The sequence below is a fragment of the Nitrospirota bacterium genome (assembly GCA_040755395.1).
Classification (GTDB): Bacteria; Nitrospirota; Nitrospiria; order Nitrospirales; family Nitrospiraceae; genus DATLZU01.
The window spans coordinates 318,294-337,058 of record JBFMAX010000002.1 but is presented as its reverse complement, the minus strand read 5'-3'; the positions used below and the strand labels follow the sequence as shown (position 1 = coordinate 337,058).

Annotated in this window: 17 protein-coding genes; 15 read left to right on the top strand and 2 right to left on the bottom strand. The window is 56.5% G+C overall.

Going from position 1 to position 18,765, the window contains the following annotated elements; all coding sequences use genetic code 11:
- Positions 1-22 precede the first annotated feature (22 nt).
- Positions 23-514: a hypothetical protein gene (locus AB1555_05585; protein MEW6246168.1), complete on the bottom strand. Its 492-nt coding sequence runs from the start codon at positions 512-514 to the stop codon at positions 23-25.
- Positions 515-820: 306 nt separating this feature from the next.
- The gene (locus AB1555_05580; GenBank protein ID MEW6246167.1) at positions 821-1,435 is read right to left on the bottom strand and encodes a LuxR C-terminal-related transcriptional regulator; all 615 of its coding nucleotides are present in this window, start codon (positions 1,433-1,435) and stop codon (positions 821-823) included.
- A gap of 478 nt (positions 1,436-1,913) precedes the next feature.
- Between AB1555_05580 and AB1555_05575 the strand changes: the two genes are divergently transcribed.
- The 15 genes from AB1555_05575 (at position 1,914) to AB1555_05505 (ending at position 18,756) form a co-directional block, all read left to right on the top strand.
- Positions 1,914-2,231, top strand: a complete 318-nt coding sequence (locus AB1555_05575; protein ID MEW6246166.1) for a PilZ domain-containing protein — start codon at positions 1,914-1,916, stop codon at positions 2,229-2,231.
- Positions 2,232-2,354: 123 nt separating this feature from the next.
- Positions 2,355-3,032, top strand: a complete 678-nt coding sequence (locus AB1555_05570; GenBank protein ID MEW6246165.1) for a polysaccharide biosynthesis/export family protein — start codon at positions 2,355-2,357, stop codon at positions 3,030-3,032.
- A gap of 59 nt (positions 3,033-3,091) precedes the next feature.
- A complete protein-coding gene (locus AB1555_05565) occupies positions 3,092-3,730 on the top strand; it encodes a polysaccharide biosynthesis/export family protein (protein MEW6246164.1) in 639 nt (212 codons plus the stop codon).
- Between the two features lie 43 nt (positions 3,731-3,773).
- A complete protein-coding gene (locus AB1555_05560) occupies positions 3,774-5,297 on the top strand; it encodes a hypothetical protein (protein MEW6246163.1) in 1,524 nt (507 codons plus the stop codon).
- 4 nt (positions 5,298-5,301) lie between these two features.
- Positions 5,302-7,608 (top strand): XrtA system polysaccharide chain length determinant, encoded by a 2,307-nt coding sequence (locus AB1555_05555; protein ID MEW6246162.1) that lies wholly within the window; start codon positions 5,302-5,304, stop codon positions 7,606-7,608.
- A 19-nt stretch (positions 7,609-7,627) separates the two neighbouring features.
- On the top strand, positions 7,628-8,665 hold the full coding sequence (locus AB1555_05550; protein ID MEW6246161.1) for a TIGR03013 family XrtA/PEP-CTERM system glycosyltransferase: 1,038 nt from the start codon (positions 7,628-7,630) through the stop codon (positions 8,663-8,665).
- Positions 8,662-9,597: an XrtA system polysaccharide deacetylase gene (locus AB1555_05545; protein MEW6246160.1), complete on the top strand. Its 936-nt coding sequence runs from the start codon at positions 8,662-8,664 to the stop codon at positions 9,595-9,597. Before AB1555_05550 ends, AB1555_05545 begins: the two co-directional genes overlap by 4 nt.
- 112 nt (positions 9,598-9,709) lie before the next feature.
- On the top strand, positions 9,710-10,219 hold the full coding sequence (locus AB1555_05540; protein ID MEW6246159.1) for a transcriptional activator RfaH: 510 nt from the start codon (positions 9,710-9,712) through the stop codon (positions 10,217-10,219).
- A 320-nt stretch (positions 10,220-10,539) separates the two neighbouring features.
- Entirely contained in the window at positions 10,540-11,361 is an 822-nt protein-coding gene (locus AB1555_05535; GenBank protein ID MEW6246158.1) for an ABC transporter permease, read from the top strand.
- Between the two features lie 17 nt (positions 11,362-11,378).
- Positions 11,379-12,695, top strand: coding sequence for an ABC transporter ATP-binding protein (locus AB1555_05530; protein ID MEW6246157.1), 1,317 nt, complete (start codon positions 11,379-11,381; stop codon positions 12,693-12,695).
- On the top strand, positions 12,692-13,477 hold the full coding sequence (gene rfbF / locus AB1555_05525; protein ID MEW6246156.1) for a glucose-1-phosphate cytidylyltransferase: 786 nt from the start codon (positions 12,692-12,694) through the stop codon (positions 13,475-13,477). The genes AB1555_05530 and rfbF overlap by 4 nt, the downstream gene beginning before the upstream one ends.
- Positions 13,438-14,640, top strand: a complete 1,203-nt coding sequence (locus tag AB1555_05520) for an NAD-dependent epimerase/dehydratase family protein (protein ID MEW6246155.1) — start codon at positions 13,438-13,440, stop codon at positions 14,638-14,640. The genes rfbF and AB1555_05520 overlap by 40 nt, the downstream gene beginning before the upstream one ends.
- A 16-nt stretch (positions 14,641-14,656) precedes the next feature.
- On the top strand, positions 14,657-16,015 hold the full coding sequence (locus AB1555_05515; protein ID MEW6246154.1) for a UDP-glucose/GDP-mannose dehydrogenase family protein: 1,359 nt from the start codon (positions 14,657-14,659) through the stop codon (positions 16,013-16,015).
- 109 nt (positions 16,016-16,124) lie between these two features.
- Complete coding sequence (locus AB1555_05510; protein MEW6246153.1) at positions 16,125-17,399, top strand: class I SAM-dependent methyltransferase; 1,275 nt, start codon at positions 16,125-16,127, stop codon at positions 17,397-17,399.
- Between the two features lie 94 nt (positions 17,400-17,493).
- Positions 17,494-18,756, top strand: coding sequence for a DUF4910 domain-containing protein (locus AB1555_05505; GenBank protein MEW6246152.1), 1,263 nt, complete (start codon positions 17,494-17,496; stop codon positions 18,754-18,756).
- Positions 18,757-18,765: the final 9 nt, after the last annotated feature.

Below are 18,765 nucleotides of genomic sequence, written 5' to 3'. Positions count from 1 at the left end.
ATGGGGGAGGGAGGGGAGAGGATCACCGCACCGAAGCTTGCAACCCGAGATCAACTGCCGCTAAACCGACCTTGGCTTGCGACACGTAGTAGGCATATTCAGGTTGCGCATGGTTCTTGATCACGTGCTGAAACATTTCAAATGCAATGTCGTTCTTACCGACCGAGAGGGCTAAATTTCCAGTATAGAGCGCACAGGCAGCGGCCATCGCTTTGACATCCACGGCCAGCCGCGGCGAGGGTTCGGACACAAACCGGTCGAAGCGTCCAGGCAAGGGAAGCACAAAGCCGTCCCCGACATTGAGAGTTTGAGCGGTCCGGATCAATCTGCCCGCCTCACCCCGCATCACCTCCACATCGGTCCCCGATTTACAGCGGGTATAGCTGTTCCAGAGATCCATGAATTGACCATTGTCGACGTAAGCGGCTTTGGCGCCAGGACTGAGAGCCTGGCAACCAGCCAGCAAAACAACCCCGATGATTCCTGCTAACGACTGAAGGAGAATCCGTTTCATGGAGAAAAACCTTCTTATAGACTATCCGAACCGGATATATAAAGGTAGCAATGACCGGGCCAGCAGTGGTGATCACTAACTTATTGATTCACTGTTATTGTTAATCACTTCTCTAGTATGGCCCTGTGTACCCGTCTCAAATGGCCAACGCCTGTTGGGTTTTTACAACAAGCCTCCATGAGCCTTTGGCTCATCCAGCGCCATGAAAATCGCCCCCTTTCCCTCACCCTCCCCCTCGATGGGGGAGGGATGGGTAGGGGTGAGCTACTGCCTATTCGCTATTCGCTGCTGGCTGTTAAAGGATGGCTACGCCCTGAAGATCTGAGCGAGAATCCCGGTCCGCGTGGTCGCGTTGGTCTTGCGCATGATGTGCTTAATGTGTTCCTTGACCGTTTGTTCCGTAATCTGCAGCGCGTTGGCAATTTCTTTGTTCGTCCATCCCTTCGCCAGGTGCTCCACAACGGCCTGTTCGCGATTCGTTAGTTGAAAACGCTCCTTGGCCTGTTCGGTGCTCACGTTTTGCCGACGCCCGACTTCCTCCATCGTGATGACCAGACGCGCTTGCTGGATCCCCCCCCGATCGGGGAGTCCGAAGCCTCTCAATAAGACCTGCTGCTTGACGGGACCGGCCAAACGTTTCAACTCGAACTGCTCCCAGTCTTTGGCCTCCGTCCGAACCTGCAAGGCCTTGACGATTTCGGCACACAGCTCCGTCAGCGCGGTCGGGAGCACGCCATGAGCCGCCTTCGCGTTGCCGCCCGTCGTGTTCTCCGCCGCATTAATTTGGCGACACAACTCCGCAGCCTGTCGGTTCATATGGAGCAGTTGCATGGAAGACGAAAGAACGATGATCCCGGGGCCTGACCGCTGTTCCGCGATCGCTTCGACGCGGTCGGAAGACTCAATCAGTGGATCGCTCATTGTGGATCACACACCTAATATCGGCCGACTTGATGCGGACAAGTAATCGGTTTCTGCTTAGCGCGCTAGATAGGTAGAATAAGTCTTAATGAGGACGGCCGATCGTACCTAACCCTTTCGAGGGAGTCAACACCCGCCTTTCGATCTGCAGAGCCTACATCGTCGGTATTGTCGCTCCACAGGGAGTCCTCTATAGTCCGCAACAATATCTTTGACACATCGCGATCTCGATAACGGCAACAAAGATCGATCGGTCGAGCGATCGAGATGTTTCCGGCAACAGCGGCCCTGGAGGAATTGGACACGGGGCTCATTCATTTTCAGCCACAGACAAAAAACGCACGTCCCGGAACGCGTGAAAGGTACGGATCTAAGCATGAGCGACAATCCGCGGACGCGACCAGGCACATGGAGAAGCTCCACACAATTCCATCCAGGAGGGAGGCACGTGGTACCGAGCGAATGGGAGTGGCCCATCATGGTTAGTCATCAAAAGCATAGCGAACGGGTCGCGCTCTTGCGGCCGATTCCATACGAAATGACGGCGCCGGTGGGCGAACCGACACCGGCGGTTCGCCAAGGGAAGGCCTTGTCCGTCAATATCAGCAGCGGTGGAATGCTGGTGCTCATGGATCACGCGCCGGCGATTGAGCAGGTCTTGAAAGTCTATGTGCCGACCCCCATTACATTGGCGGAAACGCCGACGCTGGCGGAGGTGCGTTGGACACGTCGGCTCCCGTTCGGGCGGGTTAATGGCAATGGCCCGTATTTCGTCGGCCTGAAATTCATGTTTTGAGGCTTGGTTTCTATTGTCCTCTTGCACCACCGCGCAGTTTATTCAGACCGATAAGTGTTCCAAATCTTATGAACGATGAGCAGCAAACCAAAATCCGCTAATCGCAACAACAGGAGTAAGGCAATGAAACCCGTTCAATGGCTCATCCTGGCGAGCGTCTTTGTTCTGGTATGGGGTGGCCATGTAAGCAATCAGGCACGCGCCGCATCGCCGGGACAAAATCCGTCGTCGGAGGGGCAATCAGCCAACCAGTTCGCGGAGAAATCCTCCCTTATCGTCACGCCCGATTACATCATCGGACCGGAAGACGTCCTGGAAGTCACGGTCTGGAAGAACGCCGATCTATCGAAATCCGTTCAGGTGAGACCGGACGGAAGAATCTCCATGCCGCTCATCGGCGACGTGTCCGCGGTCGGCAGAACGACCTCGCAGTTGACGGCCGACATCGCCAACCGTCTCAAGTCCTTCATGGAAAACCCTGTCGTATCCATCGTCGTGAATCAGGTCAACAGCTACCTGATTTATGTCCTGGGCGAAGTCAAGACGCCGGGCAGGTACCCGTTGAAAAGTAAAACCACGCTGCTGCAGGCCATCACACTCGCCGGCGGGTTCACCCCCGTGGCGGCACGGAACAAGATCGTCGTCTTTCGTTTCGGAAGAGACGGCGAGGGACTGATCAAGATCAAAGCCAGTTATGACGACATCGTGTTGCGCGACGGCACCAGTCAAAACATCGAACTCAAACCGGGCGACCAGATTGTGATCCCATCCGAAACGATGGTGGTCATACCGGAGCGGTAAGCTTGCATTCCCATAGGTTGCCCGACGACTCACATCCATTACCTAAAGTGTACGAAAGCATGGCGAACAATATTCTTACGCGCAGTCGAGGCTTACCGATCATTCGAACGGCCATCGTAAACCTGATGATCATGGCTGGCTTCAGCGGGATACTCGGCTGCTCCGCTGAACAGAAATACCAGGTCGAATATGAGCCGCCGTCGTCCTTCCTGCTCGGGCCCGAAGACGTCCTGACCGTCACGGTTTGGCGAAATCAGGATCTGTCGAAAGAAGTCGTCATCAGACCAGACGGGATGATCTCGATGCCGCTCATCGGGGATGTACCGGCAGCCGGAGTCTCCACCGACGTCCTGGCCAAGCGGATCGCCGAGCGATTGGTTGAATTCATGGGCAATCCCACGGTCTCCGTCCAGGTCAAAGAGGTGAAAAGCTACTATATCTACGTAGTCGGGGAGGTTACAAAACCCGGCAAATACCCGCTGCAATCCTACGCCACCGTGTTGCAGGGCATCTCCCTCGCGAACGGATTCACCCCCTTCGCATCAAAGAACAAGATGCACGTCGTCCGCATGGTGAAAAACGGCACAGGCCGCATGGAAGAAGTCCGGATACCGGTCGGGTACGACGATTTAGTAGCGGGAAAGAGCAAGGTAGGGAATTTTATTCTTCGATCAGGTGACACGATTGTGGTGCCATAGCGGATCGATCAGGCAGCGACGGCACCTGATCTGGGTATGGGGAATGATGACGATCCTCGGAAATTCAGCGACCATATCCGCGGGTGAACCGCTGCTGCCGGGAGCTGCGTTCCTGAACACACTTCCTTTTCAAGGAACGGATTCGTCGGTTCAATCACGTTGGATTCCCCAGGCATTAGGCGACGAAGCTTCTCCGCAGGTCTGGCGCCTGTTGGACGGAATTCTAGATCAAGGGCCTGCTGACTTTCGCAACCAGTATGGAGTGCCCAACCCGGGGGGAGCCTTGCAAGGAATTCCTCTCACAGCAGGGGTGCTAGGGGGCTCCGCTATGTTACCGGCCGTAGTGCCTTCTGTCTCCATCGCTCAACGCTATGACACAAATGTATTTAACACGCCGCGAATCGCAGGGCTCGAAAGAGATGATTTCGTCACCACAATCACTCCCCAGGTGGCCCTTATTCCGCGCACTGGAGGACTGGTGACAGGAAGTTTGCAACTCGGTGGCATAGCGGAATACTACGCAAAACATCCTGAATTGAACTATATCGGAGGCAACGTCGGCGGCTTCCTGGACTTGACGCGCCTGGTACAGCAAGCCGTGCCTCGGATGACGTTGCTGGTTTCAGACTCATTCACATACACCCCGCAGCCGCCGGCGTTCTTGGCTGGCGGAGCAGTCAACGCGGCTGGTGATCCGGCTGACCAGGACCCCGCCAATGCGTTCGCTCGAGGGCTTCAAGTTCAACGCGTCAACACCATTACGAACTCGGCCTCGGTCATCAGCACCTATGCTGTGACTCCCGCGCTCAGCTTATACATGAATGCGAGTCATGCTTTTCAACGGTACGGAGCGACGCCGGGGGCACAAGAAGTGGCCAGCCTTGTCAGTACCGATTCTCGATCGTTTTCGACTGGTCCCCAGATCAGTCTTTCACCGAACGAAACAGTTCGTATCCTGCTCACCCACAATAGAACCGATTTCCTTGGCGGTCAGACCAGCGAATTCCCCCCCTACTTTGAGACCAACGGAGGGCTGATCGCATATCGCCGACCACTGTTTACGCCTGCCATCATCGGATTCGCGTCCGTTTCAGTTCAGGAAGTCATACCGAGCCATAGTCTTCAATATACCGGAAGTGCTTCAGTCACCTGGACTCGTTTTCCCGATACGGTCTCGCTCAGCTACTCGCGGCAAGTTGCTCCAAATTTTCTCACGGTAGGCGCCCCAATCATCACCGACCTCGTGAGTCTTGGTGTCACGCGCACACTTGGTCCGAGACTGTCTGCAAGTCTCTCCGCCAATTACTCGAGAAGTCAATCGATCGGCGCCGCCTTACCAGAAGGCGTCCCAAATGCGCCAACAGATTTTTCGTTTGATTCGTACCTCGCAAGCGCCTCGTTCATTTACAGGGTAGCCCCAGGGCTTCTCATTTCAGGCAACTACCTGTATTCGTTCTTTCAATCAGAAGGTCTGACTCCAGCCGGAGGCGTTATTGGCGTTACTGGAGAGCAGATCACCTTCGACAGGCACATGATCCTCATCCAACTTCAAAAGGTCTGGTTCTAAGCCCGTGACGAACTACACTCCTCATGACTATCTTCGCATTTGCAGCCGGCGAAAGTGGCTCATTGCGATTGTGCTCCTCAGCAGCGTGGTTGCCGCTTGGGCCCTGGCCGAGTTCCTGCCCAAGCGGTACAAGTCCTCGACGTTGATCGTCGTGGAAAGTCAGAAGGTACCCGAAAGCTATGTGAAGGGGGTCGTCACTGGCTCCGTGCAGGAGCGGCTCGGGACCATCAGACAACTAGTGCTCAGCAGGAAGATATTGACCCAGGTGATCGAGGAGGTTGGACTGGCCTCGGAAAGACAGAAGAGCGACTCGATCGACGACATCCTTGAAAGTCTGCGAAAGAACATCGACATCACCACGTCCAGAGACGAAGCCTTTTCCATTTCCTACCGGGATGAGAATCCCGTCACCGCCATGAAGGTGACGGCGAAGTTGGCCGAACTCTTTATCCAGGAGAATCTGAGAAATCGTGAACAACTGGTCGAAAAGGCTACGGAGTTCCTCCTCGGAGAGCTTAATACGGCCAAGGAAGAGTTGGAGGCAAAGGAGAAGGCCATATCCGAATTCAAACTTCGCTACATGGGTGAGTTGCCCGGCCAGATCGAGGCCAACCTGCGGGCGTTGGACAGACTGCAGACGGAAGTCGCCACGCGGTCGGAGACGCTCCACAAGCTGAACGACCGCCTGGATTCCATAGACAAAGCCATCAAAGAGTATCAAACCACCGGCTCAGCTTCTATTCCGTTACCACTCCGCCCCACCACTCGTTCCGCCAGACTCAAAGAGATGGAAAGCCGGCTGGCGACGTTGTCGGCGACGTATAAAGACACGTACCCGGACATCATCTTGTTGAAGGAAGAGATCGCGAAGCTCAAGTCGCTTCCACCCGAATCGGACACATTGGAGGAATCTCCCTCCGCGACGGCTGGGACCGAACTGAAGGCCTCGAACAATCCGGTCCTGCGCGAACTGCTGAAGCAGCAGAGAGAAGTCAAAAGCGACATCGAAACCACGAAGGATGCCCTCAATCGGTTGAACGCGCAGATCAAAATTTATGAGACACGGGTGGAGAATACGCCGGCGCGCGAACAGCAATTGGCCACACTGATGCGCGACTATGAAAATCTTCAACGTAATTACCAGGCGTTGCTGGACAAGAGACTGAACGCCCGCATCGCCGAGAACCTGGAACGCAAGCAACAAGGCGAGCAGTTCAGAGTCATCGATCCTGCAAACCTGCCGGACACGCCGGAGTGGCCGGACAAGTTTCGCTTCATCATGGCCGGCCTCGCGTTCGGATGCGGATTGGGATTCGGTTCAGCGATTTTCCTGGAGCAACTGCGCGTCACGTTTCACGACGCCGAAGAAACCGAACGCATTCTCGGCATACCCGTCGTGGGAACGGTTCCGGATTTCAGCCTGGCCTACGGGACCGCGCTCGGCAAGTCGCTGAGGTCAGAAGCCCATCTCCCGCTCCCGGCACCACATGACGAAACACTTTCGCCGATTTCACAGCACGCAACGCCGCCCCGAGGAAGCTGGAAATCACTGACCACGTGGGGAAAAGAACGAACGGACAACGGCAAGCGCGCGGGAACGAAAGGTCCCCATCCCCGATATCGCCATGAACTGAACTTCATAGCCAGGTGGAGACCCGCATCCGTGGCGGCCGAACAGTATCGCGTCACCGCGACTCGACTGGTCCTGATGAGCGGGCACCGCAAATCTACGGTCGTGCTGGTGACCAGCACGTTGAAAGGAGAAGGCAAGACTTCGAGCGCGCTGAACCTCGCTTATGTGCTCGCTCACGATTTAGGAAAATCGACCCTCATTATCGACTGCGACTTGAAGCATCCGAGATTGAGCAGGTACGTGGGACTGGCGGAAGGACCCGGATTAGCCGAGGTGCTCCGCGAAAACGTCCCGGTCGAGTCCTGCATTCAATCGCTGAATGGGGATCCGCTCTCCGTCCTTACAGGTGGGTCCGTGTCAAAGCATCCCGTTCAGTTGCGTCAAATCGAAAAGCTCGAATCGCTGCTCGAAACTTTTCGCGACCAGCACGATTTTATCGTGCTCGACACGCCGCCGATTTATCCATTGGCGGACGTCAATGTTCTCGCAAACATGGCCGACGTTGTCGTTCTCGTCATCCGGGCAGGCAATACGCCCAGAGACCTCGTCAAGCGCGCGCTGTCGGCTCTGAAAGCCAAGCATGAAAAAACGGCTTTGTTGACAGGCGTTCGCTCTCAGGACGCCCCTCATTATTTGCAGGAAGGGTACTACATCCAGCCTGGGGCGAAGGCTCATTGATGAGCGGGGTCACGAACGCATGGAGATGATCACAGCGACAAGTGTGCGACCCTCCTCCCGGCCGTTGCTCCCATTGCCGGGATTGAAGCGTCGTATGCTCATCCTGGGAAGCGGGAAACTCGCCGTCGATCTCTGTCAGATTGTGCTCGACCGCCAGAGATGGACGACCGAGATCGTAGGGTTTCTGGACAAGGAGCCCGGCAGAATCGGACAGCGGCTCGGGCAGCCGTCGATCATCGGAACCTACGACCAGCTCTTCGAAATAGCCGAAAGCTACAACGTGCACACCATCGCGGTCTGTTTGGAGGACCGGCGAGCCGTGCTGCCTGTACAGACATTGCTCGACTTCAAGGCGATGGGGATAGACGTCATCGACGGTCACATGTTGTTCGAAGAAGAAGCCGGCCGCCTCTCCATCGATGTGCTGAGACCGAGCGCGTTGATTTTTTCGACCGGTTTCCGCCGCCGTTGGATCACGATGACGCTGAAACGCCTGATCGACATCGTCGTTTCCATTGCAGGCCTTTTGACGCTGGCGCCGCTCATGTTCGTCGTCGCACTGTTGATCAAGCTCGACTCTCCGGGCCCGATCTTTTATCGCCAAATGCGCGTCGGCTTGCGGGGACATCCCTATATGATGTGGAAGTTTCGCTCCATGTCGCAGGACGCCGAGAAACATGGCCCTCGCTGGGCCGACGCGAACGATCCCCGCATTTCTCGAGTCGGGCGATGGCTGCGAAAGCTTCGCATAGACGAATTTCCGCAATTGATCAACGTGCTGAAAGGAGAAATGAGCCTGGTCGGTCCGCGGCCCGAGCGCCCGATCTTCGTGCAGGAACTGCGATCCATCATTCCGTACTACGATCTGAGACATACGGTCAGGCCGGGCATCACGGGATGGGCCCAGACCCGATTCCGCTACGGCGCGTCGGCGGAAGACGCCCATACAAAACTGCAATACGATCTCTACTACGTGAAGAATTTGTCGCTGAGGTTGGATGCTCTGGTGCTCGTACAAACGGTTCGCGTCATGCTGCGCGGCGAGGGGGCGCGGTGAACGGGCTCGTTTCCCCAGAGACAGTGAAGCATTATCTGTCCTTCGACGTGGAAGAACATTTCCATGTATCGGCGTTCGCTTCTCCCATGCGACGCAGGCATTGGGACCGCTTCGAGAGCCGAGTCGAGCGGAATATGCAAAAGATCCTGATGATGCTCGACGACCAGAAAATAAGAGCGACGTTCTTCGTTCTGGGTTGGGTCGCCGAGCGGCATCCCCGCATGGTCAGAGACCTGGTCGATCAGGGACACGAAGTGGCTTCACACGGTTACGCGCACGAGCTGATCACCGCGCAGACTCCCGTTCTCTTTCGCGAGGACGTCAGGAAAGCCAAACGGATCCTGGAAGACGTAATCGGGAGGAGCGTATTGGGCTATAGGGCGCCGAGTTTCACGATCACGTCCGAGACCCAATGGGCGCTTCCTATTCTGGTGGAAGAGGGATACGCGTACGATTCCAGCATCTTTCCGGTATTCCACGACCTGTACGGGCTGCCCGGGGCGATACCGTGGTGCCACGAGATATCCACGACGGCCGGCCCGTTGTGGGAGATCCCTCCTTCGTCGTTCGGCGTGCTCGGCATAAGGATTCCCGTTGCAGGAGGAGGCTATTTTCGTCTGTTTCCTTATCCGGTGCTGCGCACGATGCTCAAACGCCTGGAGAGGAACGGTCATCCCCTCGTAATGTATCTCCACCCGTGGGAGCTGGACCCTGCGCAGCCAAGGATGCAGGGAACACTGACATCGCGGGTGCGTCATTACCTCAATCTCGAAAAAACCGAACTGCGACTGAAATGCCTCTTGCAGGACTTCGCGTTTTGTCCGCTCCGAGAGGCCGTGCCGACCTCGCTCACCGTTGCAAGCGACCCCAACGCACCGAACGGCGCCGCGTCTATATCGCGCGCCCAGGAGAACATCTATGGAATGGCGTAACGCCTCTGCGCGACCGTTTAGGCTCGACCCGCACACGACGGAGACAGCCGTGGCGCCCCTGTCCAGCGGATCGGTTGCCAAAAGCTCATGGCGAGAGACGAACGATTCGCCGATGGCGCCTCCGGCGAAGCGCTGTTGGTTCGCGATCTCGACCAAACCGCATCAAGAACGCATCGCCGAGAGAACCCTTCAGCGTCTGGGCATCGAAACGTTTTGCCCGCTCTTGCGGGAACGCAAATGCATCCGGCATCGACAGCAGACGAAGGTCAGTCCCCTATTTCCTGGGTATTTGTTCGCGCGGTTCATCATCGAGGAGTCGTATCGCGCCGTAATCTATGCGCGAGGCGTCAAAAGTGTCGTCCGCTTCGGACACGATCCGGCCGTTGTCGACGATTCTTTGATTGAAGGCTTGAAAGCCCGTCTCGATGAGGGATACCTGACAATCCCGACCACATCGTTCCGTCCCGGTCAGATTGTCAGGATCGCGAACGGCACTTTGAACGGCCTCGAGGCGGTCTTTGAACGGGAATTGACAGGGTCTCAGCGAGCGATCCTGTTGTTGAAAGCGCTCGCTTTCAGCGCCAGAGTCGTCGTCGAGTTGGAGCAGATTGCCAATCTCTAGGCAGTCTGGAGCATAGGGCGAGAACCGGCGGACCGTCGCGTGGTCCTGCCAGGCGTGATCATAAGTCCGGCAACCTAGTCTCGGCGACTTGAGAGGATCCGTTGGATTTGTCGCCGCCGAGCCGATCACTGTAAGGTGCTGGAAGACAAGGTAAGTCGAGCCGGTGTTCACCGGATCGACGGTAGTCCATCCTCTCCTTCTTCTGAACATCAACTCTAAGCCTGCTTGTTCCGACAGCATTCAGCAGGACGACGGCAGCGAAACCTGATCCTGGTACGGCGATGATGCAGACTTGTAGCTCGACGCCCCGAGGAAGCGCGGTGCTCGTTCCGACCGTGATCGAGTCAAAGAGAAACTCGCTCTATCTGAATTTCAGAGAATTGTGGGAATTCAAAGAGCTGCTGTACTTCTTGGCCTGGCGGGACATGAAGGCACGCTATGCCCAGACCGTCTTGGGCATCGCATGGGCGGTCATTCAGCCCTTGGCGGCAATGGCGATCTTTACAATCGTGTTTAGTCTATGGGCCAGGCTGCCGTCTGACGGATTGCCCTATCCGCTTTTCGCTTACGCAGCTCTCCTGCCTTGGACTCTGTTGGCGAAAAGTCTCGAGCGGAGCGGTCAAAGCGTGGTCGCAGAATCCAACCTGGTGAAAAAGGTCTATTTCCCGAGAGTGATCCTGCCGATCGCTTCCACGCTCGCCGGCGTCATCGACTTCTTCATTGCGCTTGTTCTGCTCCTTCTTTTGATGGGCTGGTATGGAATCACGCCGACGTGGAAAGTCATCGCGATTCCCGCCCTCGTGCTGTTTACTATCGGGACGTCCCTTGCCGTCAGTCTCTGGCTTTCCGCGCTGAACGTCCACTATCGAGACGTGGCCGGGGCCATACCGTTGCTGACACAACTATGGATGTACGCGTCACCGGTCGTGTATCCCTTGTCCCTCGTACCCGAGCAGTGGCGCGCGGTCTACAGTTTGAATCCGATGGTGGGCATCATCGAAGGGTTCCGGTGGGCGCTCCTTGGAGGAGCTGCGCCCGACACAGGCACGGCGATTGTAAGCGCATCGGCAACTGGCATCCTGCTTCTGACCGGTCTCGTTTTTTTCAACAGGATGTCGAGAACCTTCAGCGACATCGTCTGATCTCTCTTTCGCCTTCGATGAGACACGTCTCCGTCACAGTCGAGTATCTCAGCAAGCGGTACCTCATCGGCGTGCGGCAAACATCCTATCGCACCCTGAGCGACAGACTGGCGGAAAGGCTCCGCCGACTCGTCACGATGCGTCGGTTCTTCTCCGACTCTCAGGAGGCGTTCTGGGCGCTCAAAGATGTGTCCTTCGAGATCAAGCCCGGGGAAGTGGTCGGCATTATCGGACGCAACGGAGCGGGGAAAAGCACCTTGCTGAAAATCCTGTCGCGCATTACGGAGCCGACCGAGGGTCGGGCCGTTCTCCACGGCCGAGTCAGCAGTCTGCTCGAAGTCGGAACAGGGTTTCACCCGGAGCTTACCGGGAGAGACAACGTCTACTTGAGCGGATCGTTGCTCGGAATGAAAAAGGCCGAGATCGACGCCAAATTCGACGAGATCGTCGCATTCGCTGAAATCGAGAAGTTCATCGACACGCCCGTCAAGCGATACTCGAGCGGCATGTTCGTGCGCCTCGCGTTTGCCGTCGCCGCGCATCTGGAACCTGAAATTTTGATTCTCGACGAAGTGCTCGCGGTCGGGGACAGCCGCTTTCAAAAGAAATGCCTCAGCAAGATGGAGGACGTCGGCAAGCACGGCCGCACGATCCTGTTCGTGTCGCACAGCATGCCGGCCGTGGCCCGCATTTGCAAGCGAGCCATTCTCCTCGAAGAAGGAGTCGTGCGAATGGATGGCCCGGCCCATCATGTGATCGCCACGTACATGGGGTCGGATGTCGGATCCTCGGCAGAGCGGGAGTGGCCGGACTCAACCACGGCGCCCCAGGGCGAAACCGTTCGCTTAAGGGCGGTGCGGGTGAGAACGGAAGAAGGCAGAGTCACCGACGCCATCGACATTCGGCAACCCTTCGGCGTCGATATGGAATACGAAGTCAAAGAGGGGGGTCACGTTTTGCAGCCGTTTTTTCGATTCACCAACGAAGAAAACGTCTGCCTGTTCTGTCCTCCCGACCTCGATCCGTCATGGCGCGGGCGGCCGAGGCCGGCAGGCCGTTACGTGACGACAGTTTGGCTTCCGGGCAATCTGTTCGCCGAGGGACGCATCTTCGTTGACGTAGCGTTGTGTGTTCTGCACGGGGTGATCGTCCAATTCCATGAACGGAACGTCGTGTCGTTTCAGGTGCTCGATAGCCTTGACGGCGACTCCGCCCGCGGTGACTGGGCTGGAGAAATGGAAGGCGTGTTGCGGCCGCTATTGAAGTGGACGACGACGTTCACCCCGGCCGGTGAACGCTCGACACTGGCTGTCACAAAGGAGAGCAACGTATGAAAGCGGTCATCCTTGCCGGGGGATTCGGCACCCGTCTCTCCGAAGAAACCATCCTGAAACCGAAGCCGATGGTCGAAGTCGGCGGGAAACCTATTCTCTGGCACATCATGAAGATTTACGCCGCCCATGGGATTAAGGAATTTATCATCACCCTGGGCTACAAAGGCGAAATGATCAAAGACTACTTCCTCAATTTCTACTCCTTCAACAACGACATCTCGGTCGATCTGGCGACAGGAACGACGACGATTCACAACGGCGGCGACACGAAGGTCCAAACCGACTGGCGGGTTCATCTCGTTGAAACCGGCCTCCATACCCAAACCGGCGGGAGATTGAAGCGGGTCAAGACCTGGCTGGGAGACGACGAAACGTTTCTCTTCACATACGGGGACGGCGTGGGAGACATTGATATCGAATCCCTCATCAAGTTCCACAAATCCCATGGAAAGCTGGCGACCGTCACAGCCGTTAGAACACCGGCCCGTTTTGGACGGATGGCGTTCGAAGGAGACCATGTCAGAGACTTTTATGAAAAGCCACAATCCGGAGAAGGCTGGATCAACGGCGGTTTTTTCGTGCTAAACCGCCGGGTCATCGAGTACATCGAAGGAGACGACACGCCGTGGGAACGGGCTCCGTCGGAACAGCTCGCCCGTGAGGGCCAAATGGTCGGATACCGGCACTATGGCTTTTGGTCCTGCATGGACACATTGCGAGAAAAGAATTACTTGGAGGAGCTATGGCTGTCAGGAAAAGCGCCGTGGAAGATTTGGAAATGACCGCTGGAAGGACGATGCCACCCGCTATGATCGCCGGCGCTTCCCCCTCAGCGCTCTATTCCGAGGCTCAATCATGGCTTGCGGAGGATTGGCAGCGTGTCGAACGCGACTTGGGAGCGCAAGCGGCATCCTTTTATGGCAGGAGAGTTCTGCTGACGGGGGCAGCGGGCTTTCTCGGGTTCAACTTCCTGCACTTCTTCAGCTACCTCAACAAAAGGAGATCTCCCGCCCAGCGGCCGGTGCAGGTGCTTGCGGTGGACAACTACCTGCGCGGGAAATCGAGGTGGATCGTCGAGTTATCTCAGGAAGATCGCAATATCGAATTGCGCGCATTCGACATCACGCAGCCCTGGCCATCGGACGACGCGGCCTTCGACTTCATCGTTCATGGCGCTTCGATCGCCAGTCCGACCTTCTACCGGCAATATCCGCTGGAGACGCTGGACGCGAACGTCACGGGGCTCAGGAATATGCTCGAACTTGCCCGCAGAGCGCGAATTAGGAGCATGGTGTTTTTCAGTTCGAGCGAGATCTACGGAGACCCGCCGGCGCACGAGATTCCGACCAAGGAGACCTATCGCGGAAATGTCTCCTGCACAGGTCCGCGAGCCTGTTATGACGAATCAAAGCGGCTTGGCGAGACGCTCTGTTACATCTATGCGCAAAAGCACGGGGTCCCGGTCAAAATCATTCGGCCGTTCAACAATTACGGTCCCGGGCTTCGCCTGACGGACAAGAGAGTGCTGCCTGATTTCTGTGCCGATGCGTTGGCCGATCGGGATATCGTCCTCTATTCGGACGGCAAAGCCACCAGGACATTCTGCTACTCATCCGATGCGCTCACCGGTTACCTGCTCGCGTTGCTGTCGCGCCATGATGGGGAGGCATTCAACGTCGGTATGGAAGCGCCTGAAATTTCCATGTACGAACTTTCAACGCTCGTTTCGAAGACAGCAGGAAGCGCCCGGCCGCCGGTTTGCCGCCCAAGCAGCGACAAAGAGTACTTGACCGATAACCCTCAGCGGCGCTGCCCCGATTTGTCCAAGGCGAAGACTCTTTTAGGATATCAGCCGAAAGTCGATCTGCAAACCGGAATTTCACGCCTGATCGAATGGTATAAACGCTTCCTTGCCCTGGAAGAAGTGATCGATCACAGCCGCTGAAGAGGACATCGCGACCATGAAGGTTTCGATTATCGGGACGGGTTATGTCGGGCTCGTATCCGGCACATGTCTGGCCGCCTGCGGCCACACCGTGCATTGCGTCGATATCAGGACGGACGTCGTGCAAAAGATCAATTCCGCAGTCTCGCCGATCCACGAGAAAGATCTCGCGCCGTTGTTGAGCAAGGTTGTCGCAACGGGGCACATGCAGGCGACGACCGATCTGCATTCAGCCGTTCGCGATTCGGAGGTGACATTGATTTGCGTGGGAACGCCCACGAGGGGAGCCGAGATGGATCTGTCCCAAATGCTTGCGGCTTCGCGTGGGGTAGGCGCTGCATTGGCGACCAACTCGGCCTATCACGTGGTGACGGTGAAGAGCACCGTGCTTCCGGGCACTACAGAAGGTGTCGTGCGTAAGACCATAGAGGAAGCAAGCAACAAGCCGTTGGGCAAGGGCTGGGGCCTTTGCATGAACCCGGAGTTTCTCCGGGAAGGGCGCGCGGTGGAAGATTTCCAGTGCCCGGATCGCATCGTGGTCGGAGCATCGGATGAGAAGACAGCGAGGACGATGCTCGAGCTGTACGAACCCTATGACTGCCCGAAGTTGGTGACGACGCCCAGAACCGCAGAGATGATCAAGTACGTCGCCAACTCGCTACTCGCCACTCTTATCTCGTTTTCCAATGAGGTCGGCAATCTGTGCGCGGCCGTTCCCGGGATCGACGCAAGAGAAGTATGGAAGGGCGTCCATCTCGACCGCCGGTTTTGCCCTGTAAAGGCTGATCGGGACAATCCTCCTGGTGTCCTGGAATATCTGTGGCACGGACTCGGATTCGGCGGGAGCTGTTTTCCCAAAGACGTCGCGGCGCTTCAAGGGTTTGGCCGCAGGATCGGGACGCCGACCGCGATTCTCGATGCGGTGCTGACCGTCAACCGGTTGCAACCGACGAAAATCGTGTCGCTTCTCGAGCGGGAAATAACACTGTCCGGCGGTACCATAGCGATCCTCGGGCTCGCGTTCAAGCCCGGAACGGACGATCTCCGGCATTCCCCCGCGCTCCCGGTGGTGAAAGGATTATTAGCGCGAGGAGCTCATGTCGTCGTCCACGATCCGGTCGCCATGCCGGGCGCGAAACAGGAGCGCCTCTTCGAGGACGCTCGATTCGCTCCGGATTGGCGAACTGCGTTGAAGGGATGCGACGCCTGTTGTCTGATTACCAGTTGGCCGGAGTATCGCGCCATTCGACCGGCTGATTTTGTAAGTCTGATGAACAACCCGTTGGTGATCGACGGCAGGGGAATGTTCGATCCCCATGAATTGGCGCAGGCCGGGGTCAAATGGCGCGGTATCGGGTATACACCGGAAAGCTAGGCGATCCCAGGATAGTCTTCCACAAAAGGAATAGCCGAGTCGTCGATCGCGCAACGTTCGCTTCTAAATGTGACGGATTTCGCCTCCGCGCAGCGAGAGGACATGACGCATGCATAAGACCCCTTCTTGTGAAGTCTGGGACTCGGAACAGACATTTGGGACTTGCCGGTTCTGCGGCCGCGTCTTAAGACGAACGTTTGTCGATCTCGGAATGTCTCCGCTCGCCAACAGGTATCTCACGCAGGAGCAACTCAACCAGGCTGAGCGCTTCTATCCCCTCCATGCCTTAGTCTGCGAGCAGTGCTTTCTCGTGCAACTTCAGGAATTCGAAAGTCCGGCAGACATCTTCGGCGATTACGCCTACTTTTCATCCTACTCGGACAGCTTTCTCCGTCACGCCAAGGTATACGTCGAGATGGCCGTCGAGCGATTCCGACTCGACCACAAGAGTCACGTGGTGGAGATCGCCAGCAATGACGGCTATCTCTTGCAGAACTTCGTCGAAAAGGGCATCCCGGTGCTCGGCGTCGAGCCCGCCGTCAATGTGGCCAAGGCGGCAATGAATCGGGGCATCCCCTGCCTGGTCAAATTCTTCGGCACAGAGACGGCTCTACAGATGAGGGCCGAAGGGCGACAGGCGGACCTCTTGATCGGCAACAACGTATTGGCCCACGTTCCCAAACTGAACGATTTCGTCGCTGGTCTCAAGATTCTCCTCAAGCCGGACGGTATCATTACGATGGAGTTTCCGCATCTCGTGCGGCTCATGGAGAACAACCTGTTCGACACCATCTACCACGAACATTTCTCGTATTTTTCCTTTCTGACGGTCGAACAAGTGTTCAACAAGCACGGATTGACGGTCTTTGACGTGGAAGAAATCGAGACTCACGGCGGATCGCTGCGCATTTTTGCAAGGCATGCGGAGAATTCTTCCGTCGCGATCAGTCCGCGGGTGTCGGTGCTGAAGGCGAGAGAGAAAGCCAAGCAACTCGATCAGCTTCGACCCTATCTCTCATTCTCGGAGCAAGCGACACGGGTGAAGCGGAATTTGCTCGCGTTTCTTATCGAGGCCAAAAACTCCGTGAAGAGCGTTGCAGCTTATGGTGCCCCGGCGAAGGGCAACACGTTGTTGAACTATTGCGGGATTCGAACCGACTTCATCGATTATACGATGGACCGGAGCCCGCACAAACAAGGAAAATTTCTTCCAGGCAGTCACATTCCAATCCTCTCTCCCGAAGCGGCCAGAGACACAAGGCCGCATTACGTGCTCATATTGGCCTGGAATCTGAAGGATGAAATCATGAATCAGATGGCATTTGTCCGCGAATGGGGAGGCCGGTTTGTCGTCCCTCTTCCGGACGTGAAGATCTATCCTTGAGCCGGCTCGACCATCACTTCAGTCTACAGTAACCGTGCGGCCGCTAGATCATCAGAAGACACCGATTCAGTCCTTGGATGAACAAGGCCTTGCGATGCACGAGTTCATTGCAAAGCTGTACCCGATTTGCCGCAGCATCACAGGCGACGGAGTGCGACGAACGCTGGCGCTCGCCCAAGAGCATATCCCGATCGAAGTAAAGGAGATTCCGAGCGGCACTCAGGTGTTTGACTGGACCGTTCCCCTGGAATGGAACATTCAGGATGCCTACATCAAAGATCGTCACGGCAATCGAGTGGTCGATTTCCGCCGCTGTAACCTCCACGTGGTGAGCTATAGCGTGCCCGTGCGCGCAACCATGAGTCTGGCCGAATTGAAGCCATACTTGCACACGATTCCCGACCATCCGGACTGGATTCCGTATCGCACGTCCTATTACAAAGAAAACTGGGGCTTCTGTCTCGCACACAAGCAGTTATCCCAACTGCCTGAAGACGAATATGAGGTTTGCATCGATTCGACCTTGACCCAAGGATCTTTGACGTACGGCGAATACCTTCTTCAGGGGGAAACCGACGACGAAGTCCTGGTGTCCTGTCACATCTGCCACCCATCTTTGTGCAACGATAACCTGTCCGGTTTGGCTGTCGCCACTTGGTTGGCCAAAGCCACTGCAGAATCGACGCGGCGCTATTCTTATCGGTTTCTCTTCATCCCCGCCACAATCGGCGCCATCGCCTGGATGGCCCTGAACGAGACACGCCTGGGCAGGATCAAGCACGGGCTGGTCATTACGGGAGTCGGGGATCCAGGGGTAGTGACTTACAAGAAGACCCGACGAGGCGATGCGGACATCGATCATGCGATGCAACACGTGCTTCGGTTTTCCGGCCGACCGCATCAAGTGATCGACTTTTTCCCGTACGGATACGACGAGCGTCAGTATTGCTCGCCGGCGTTTAACCTTCCTGTCGGCTGTCTGATGCGGACGCCGCACGGGCGGTACCCCGAATACCATACCTCGGCCGACAACCTCGATTTCATCCGTCCGGAATCTCTTGCCGAAACTCTTTCGTACTGCCTGTCCGTCTTCCAAGTCCTCGAGTGGAACCGAACGTATCTCAATCTGAGCCCCAAGTGCGAGCCGCAGTTGGGGCGAAGAGGCCTCTATCGACAGATCGCCGGACAACATGACAGTCGATCTCGCGAAATGGCCATGTTGTGGGTCCTGAATATGTCCGACGGCGAACACTCGTTGTTGGATATCGCAGAACGTGCTGGCATGCCTTTCAGAGACGCTTATGCGGCGGCAATGATGCTAGAGGAACACGGATTGCTAAAAAGCATCGGTGGCTGAGAGGGACAG

What these genes read in the sequence shown, in the direction of transcription:
- AB1555_05585 (MEW6246168.1), bottom strand. Translation starts at nt 514, where the DNA reads ATGAAACGGATTCTCCTTCAGTCGTTAGCAGGAATCATCGGGGTTGTT.
- AB1555_05505 (MEW6246152.1), top strand. Translation starts at nt 17,494, where the DNA reads ATGCACGAGTTCATTGCAAAGCTGTACCCGATTTGCCGCAGCATCACA.
- AB1555_05580 (MEW6246167.1), bottom strand. Translation starts at nt 1,435, where the DNA reads ATGAGCGATCCACTGATTGAGTCTTCCGACCGCGTCGAAGCGATCGCG.
- AB1555_05560 (MEW6246163.1), top strand. Translation starts at nt 3,774, where the DNA reads ATGATGACGATCCTCGGAAATTCAGCGACCATATCCGCGGGTGAACCG.
- AB1555_05575 (MEW6246166.1), top strand. Translation starts at nt 1,914, where the DNA reads ATGGTTAGTCATCAAAAGCATAGCGAACGGGTCGCGCTCTTGCGGCCG.
- AB1555_05540 (MEW6246159.1), top strand. Translation starts at nt 9,710, where the DNA reads ATGGCGCCTCCGGCGAAGCGCTGTTGGTTCGCGATCTCGACCAAACCG.
- AB1555_05530 (MEW6246157.1), top strand. Translation starts at nt 11,379, where the DNA reads ATGAGACACGTCTCCGTCACAGTCGAGTATCTCAGCAAGCGGTACCTC.
- AB1555_05570 (MEW6246165.1), top strand. Translation starts at nt 2,355, where the DNA reads ATGAAACCCGTTCAATGGCTCATCCTGGCGAGCGTCTTTGTTCTGGTA.
- AB1555_05550 (MEW6246161.1), top strand. Translation starts at nt 7,628, where the DNA reads ATGGAGATGATCACAGCGACAAGTGTGCGACCCTCCTCCCGGCCGTTG.
- AB1555_05510 (MEW6246153.1), top strand. Translation starts at nt 16,125, where the DNA reads ATGCATAAGACCCCTTCTTGTGAAGTCTGGGACTCGGAACAGACATTT.
- AB1555_05515 (MEW6246154.1), top strand. Translation starts at nt 14,657, where the DNA reads ATGAAGGTTTCGATTATCGGGACGGGTTATGTCGGGCTCGTATCCGGC.
- AB1555_05565 (MEW6246164.1), top strand. Translation starts at nt 3,092, where the DNA reads ATGGCGAACAATATTCTTACGCGCAGTCGAGGCTTACCGATCATTCGA.
- AB1555_05520 (MEW6246155.1), top strand. Translation starts at nt 13,438, where the DNA reads ATGGCTGTCAGGAAAAGCGCCGTGGAAGATTTGGAAATGACCGCTGGA.
- rfbF (MEW6246156.1), top strand. Translation starts at nt 12,692, where the DNA reads ATGAAAGCGGTCATCCTTGCCGGGGGATTCGGCACCCGTCTCTCCGAA.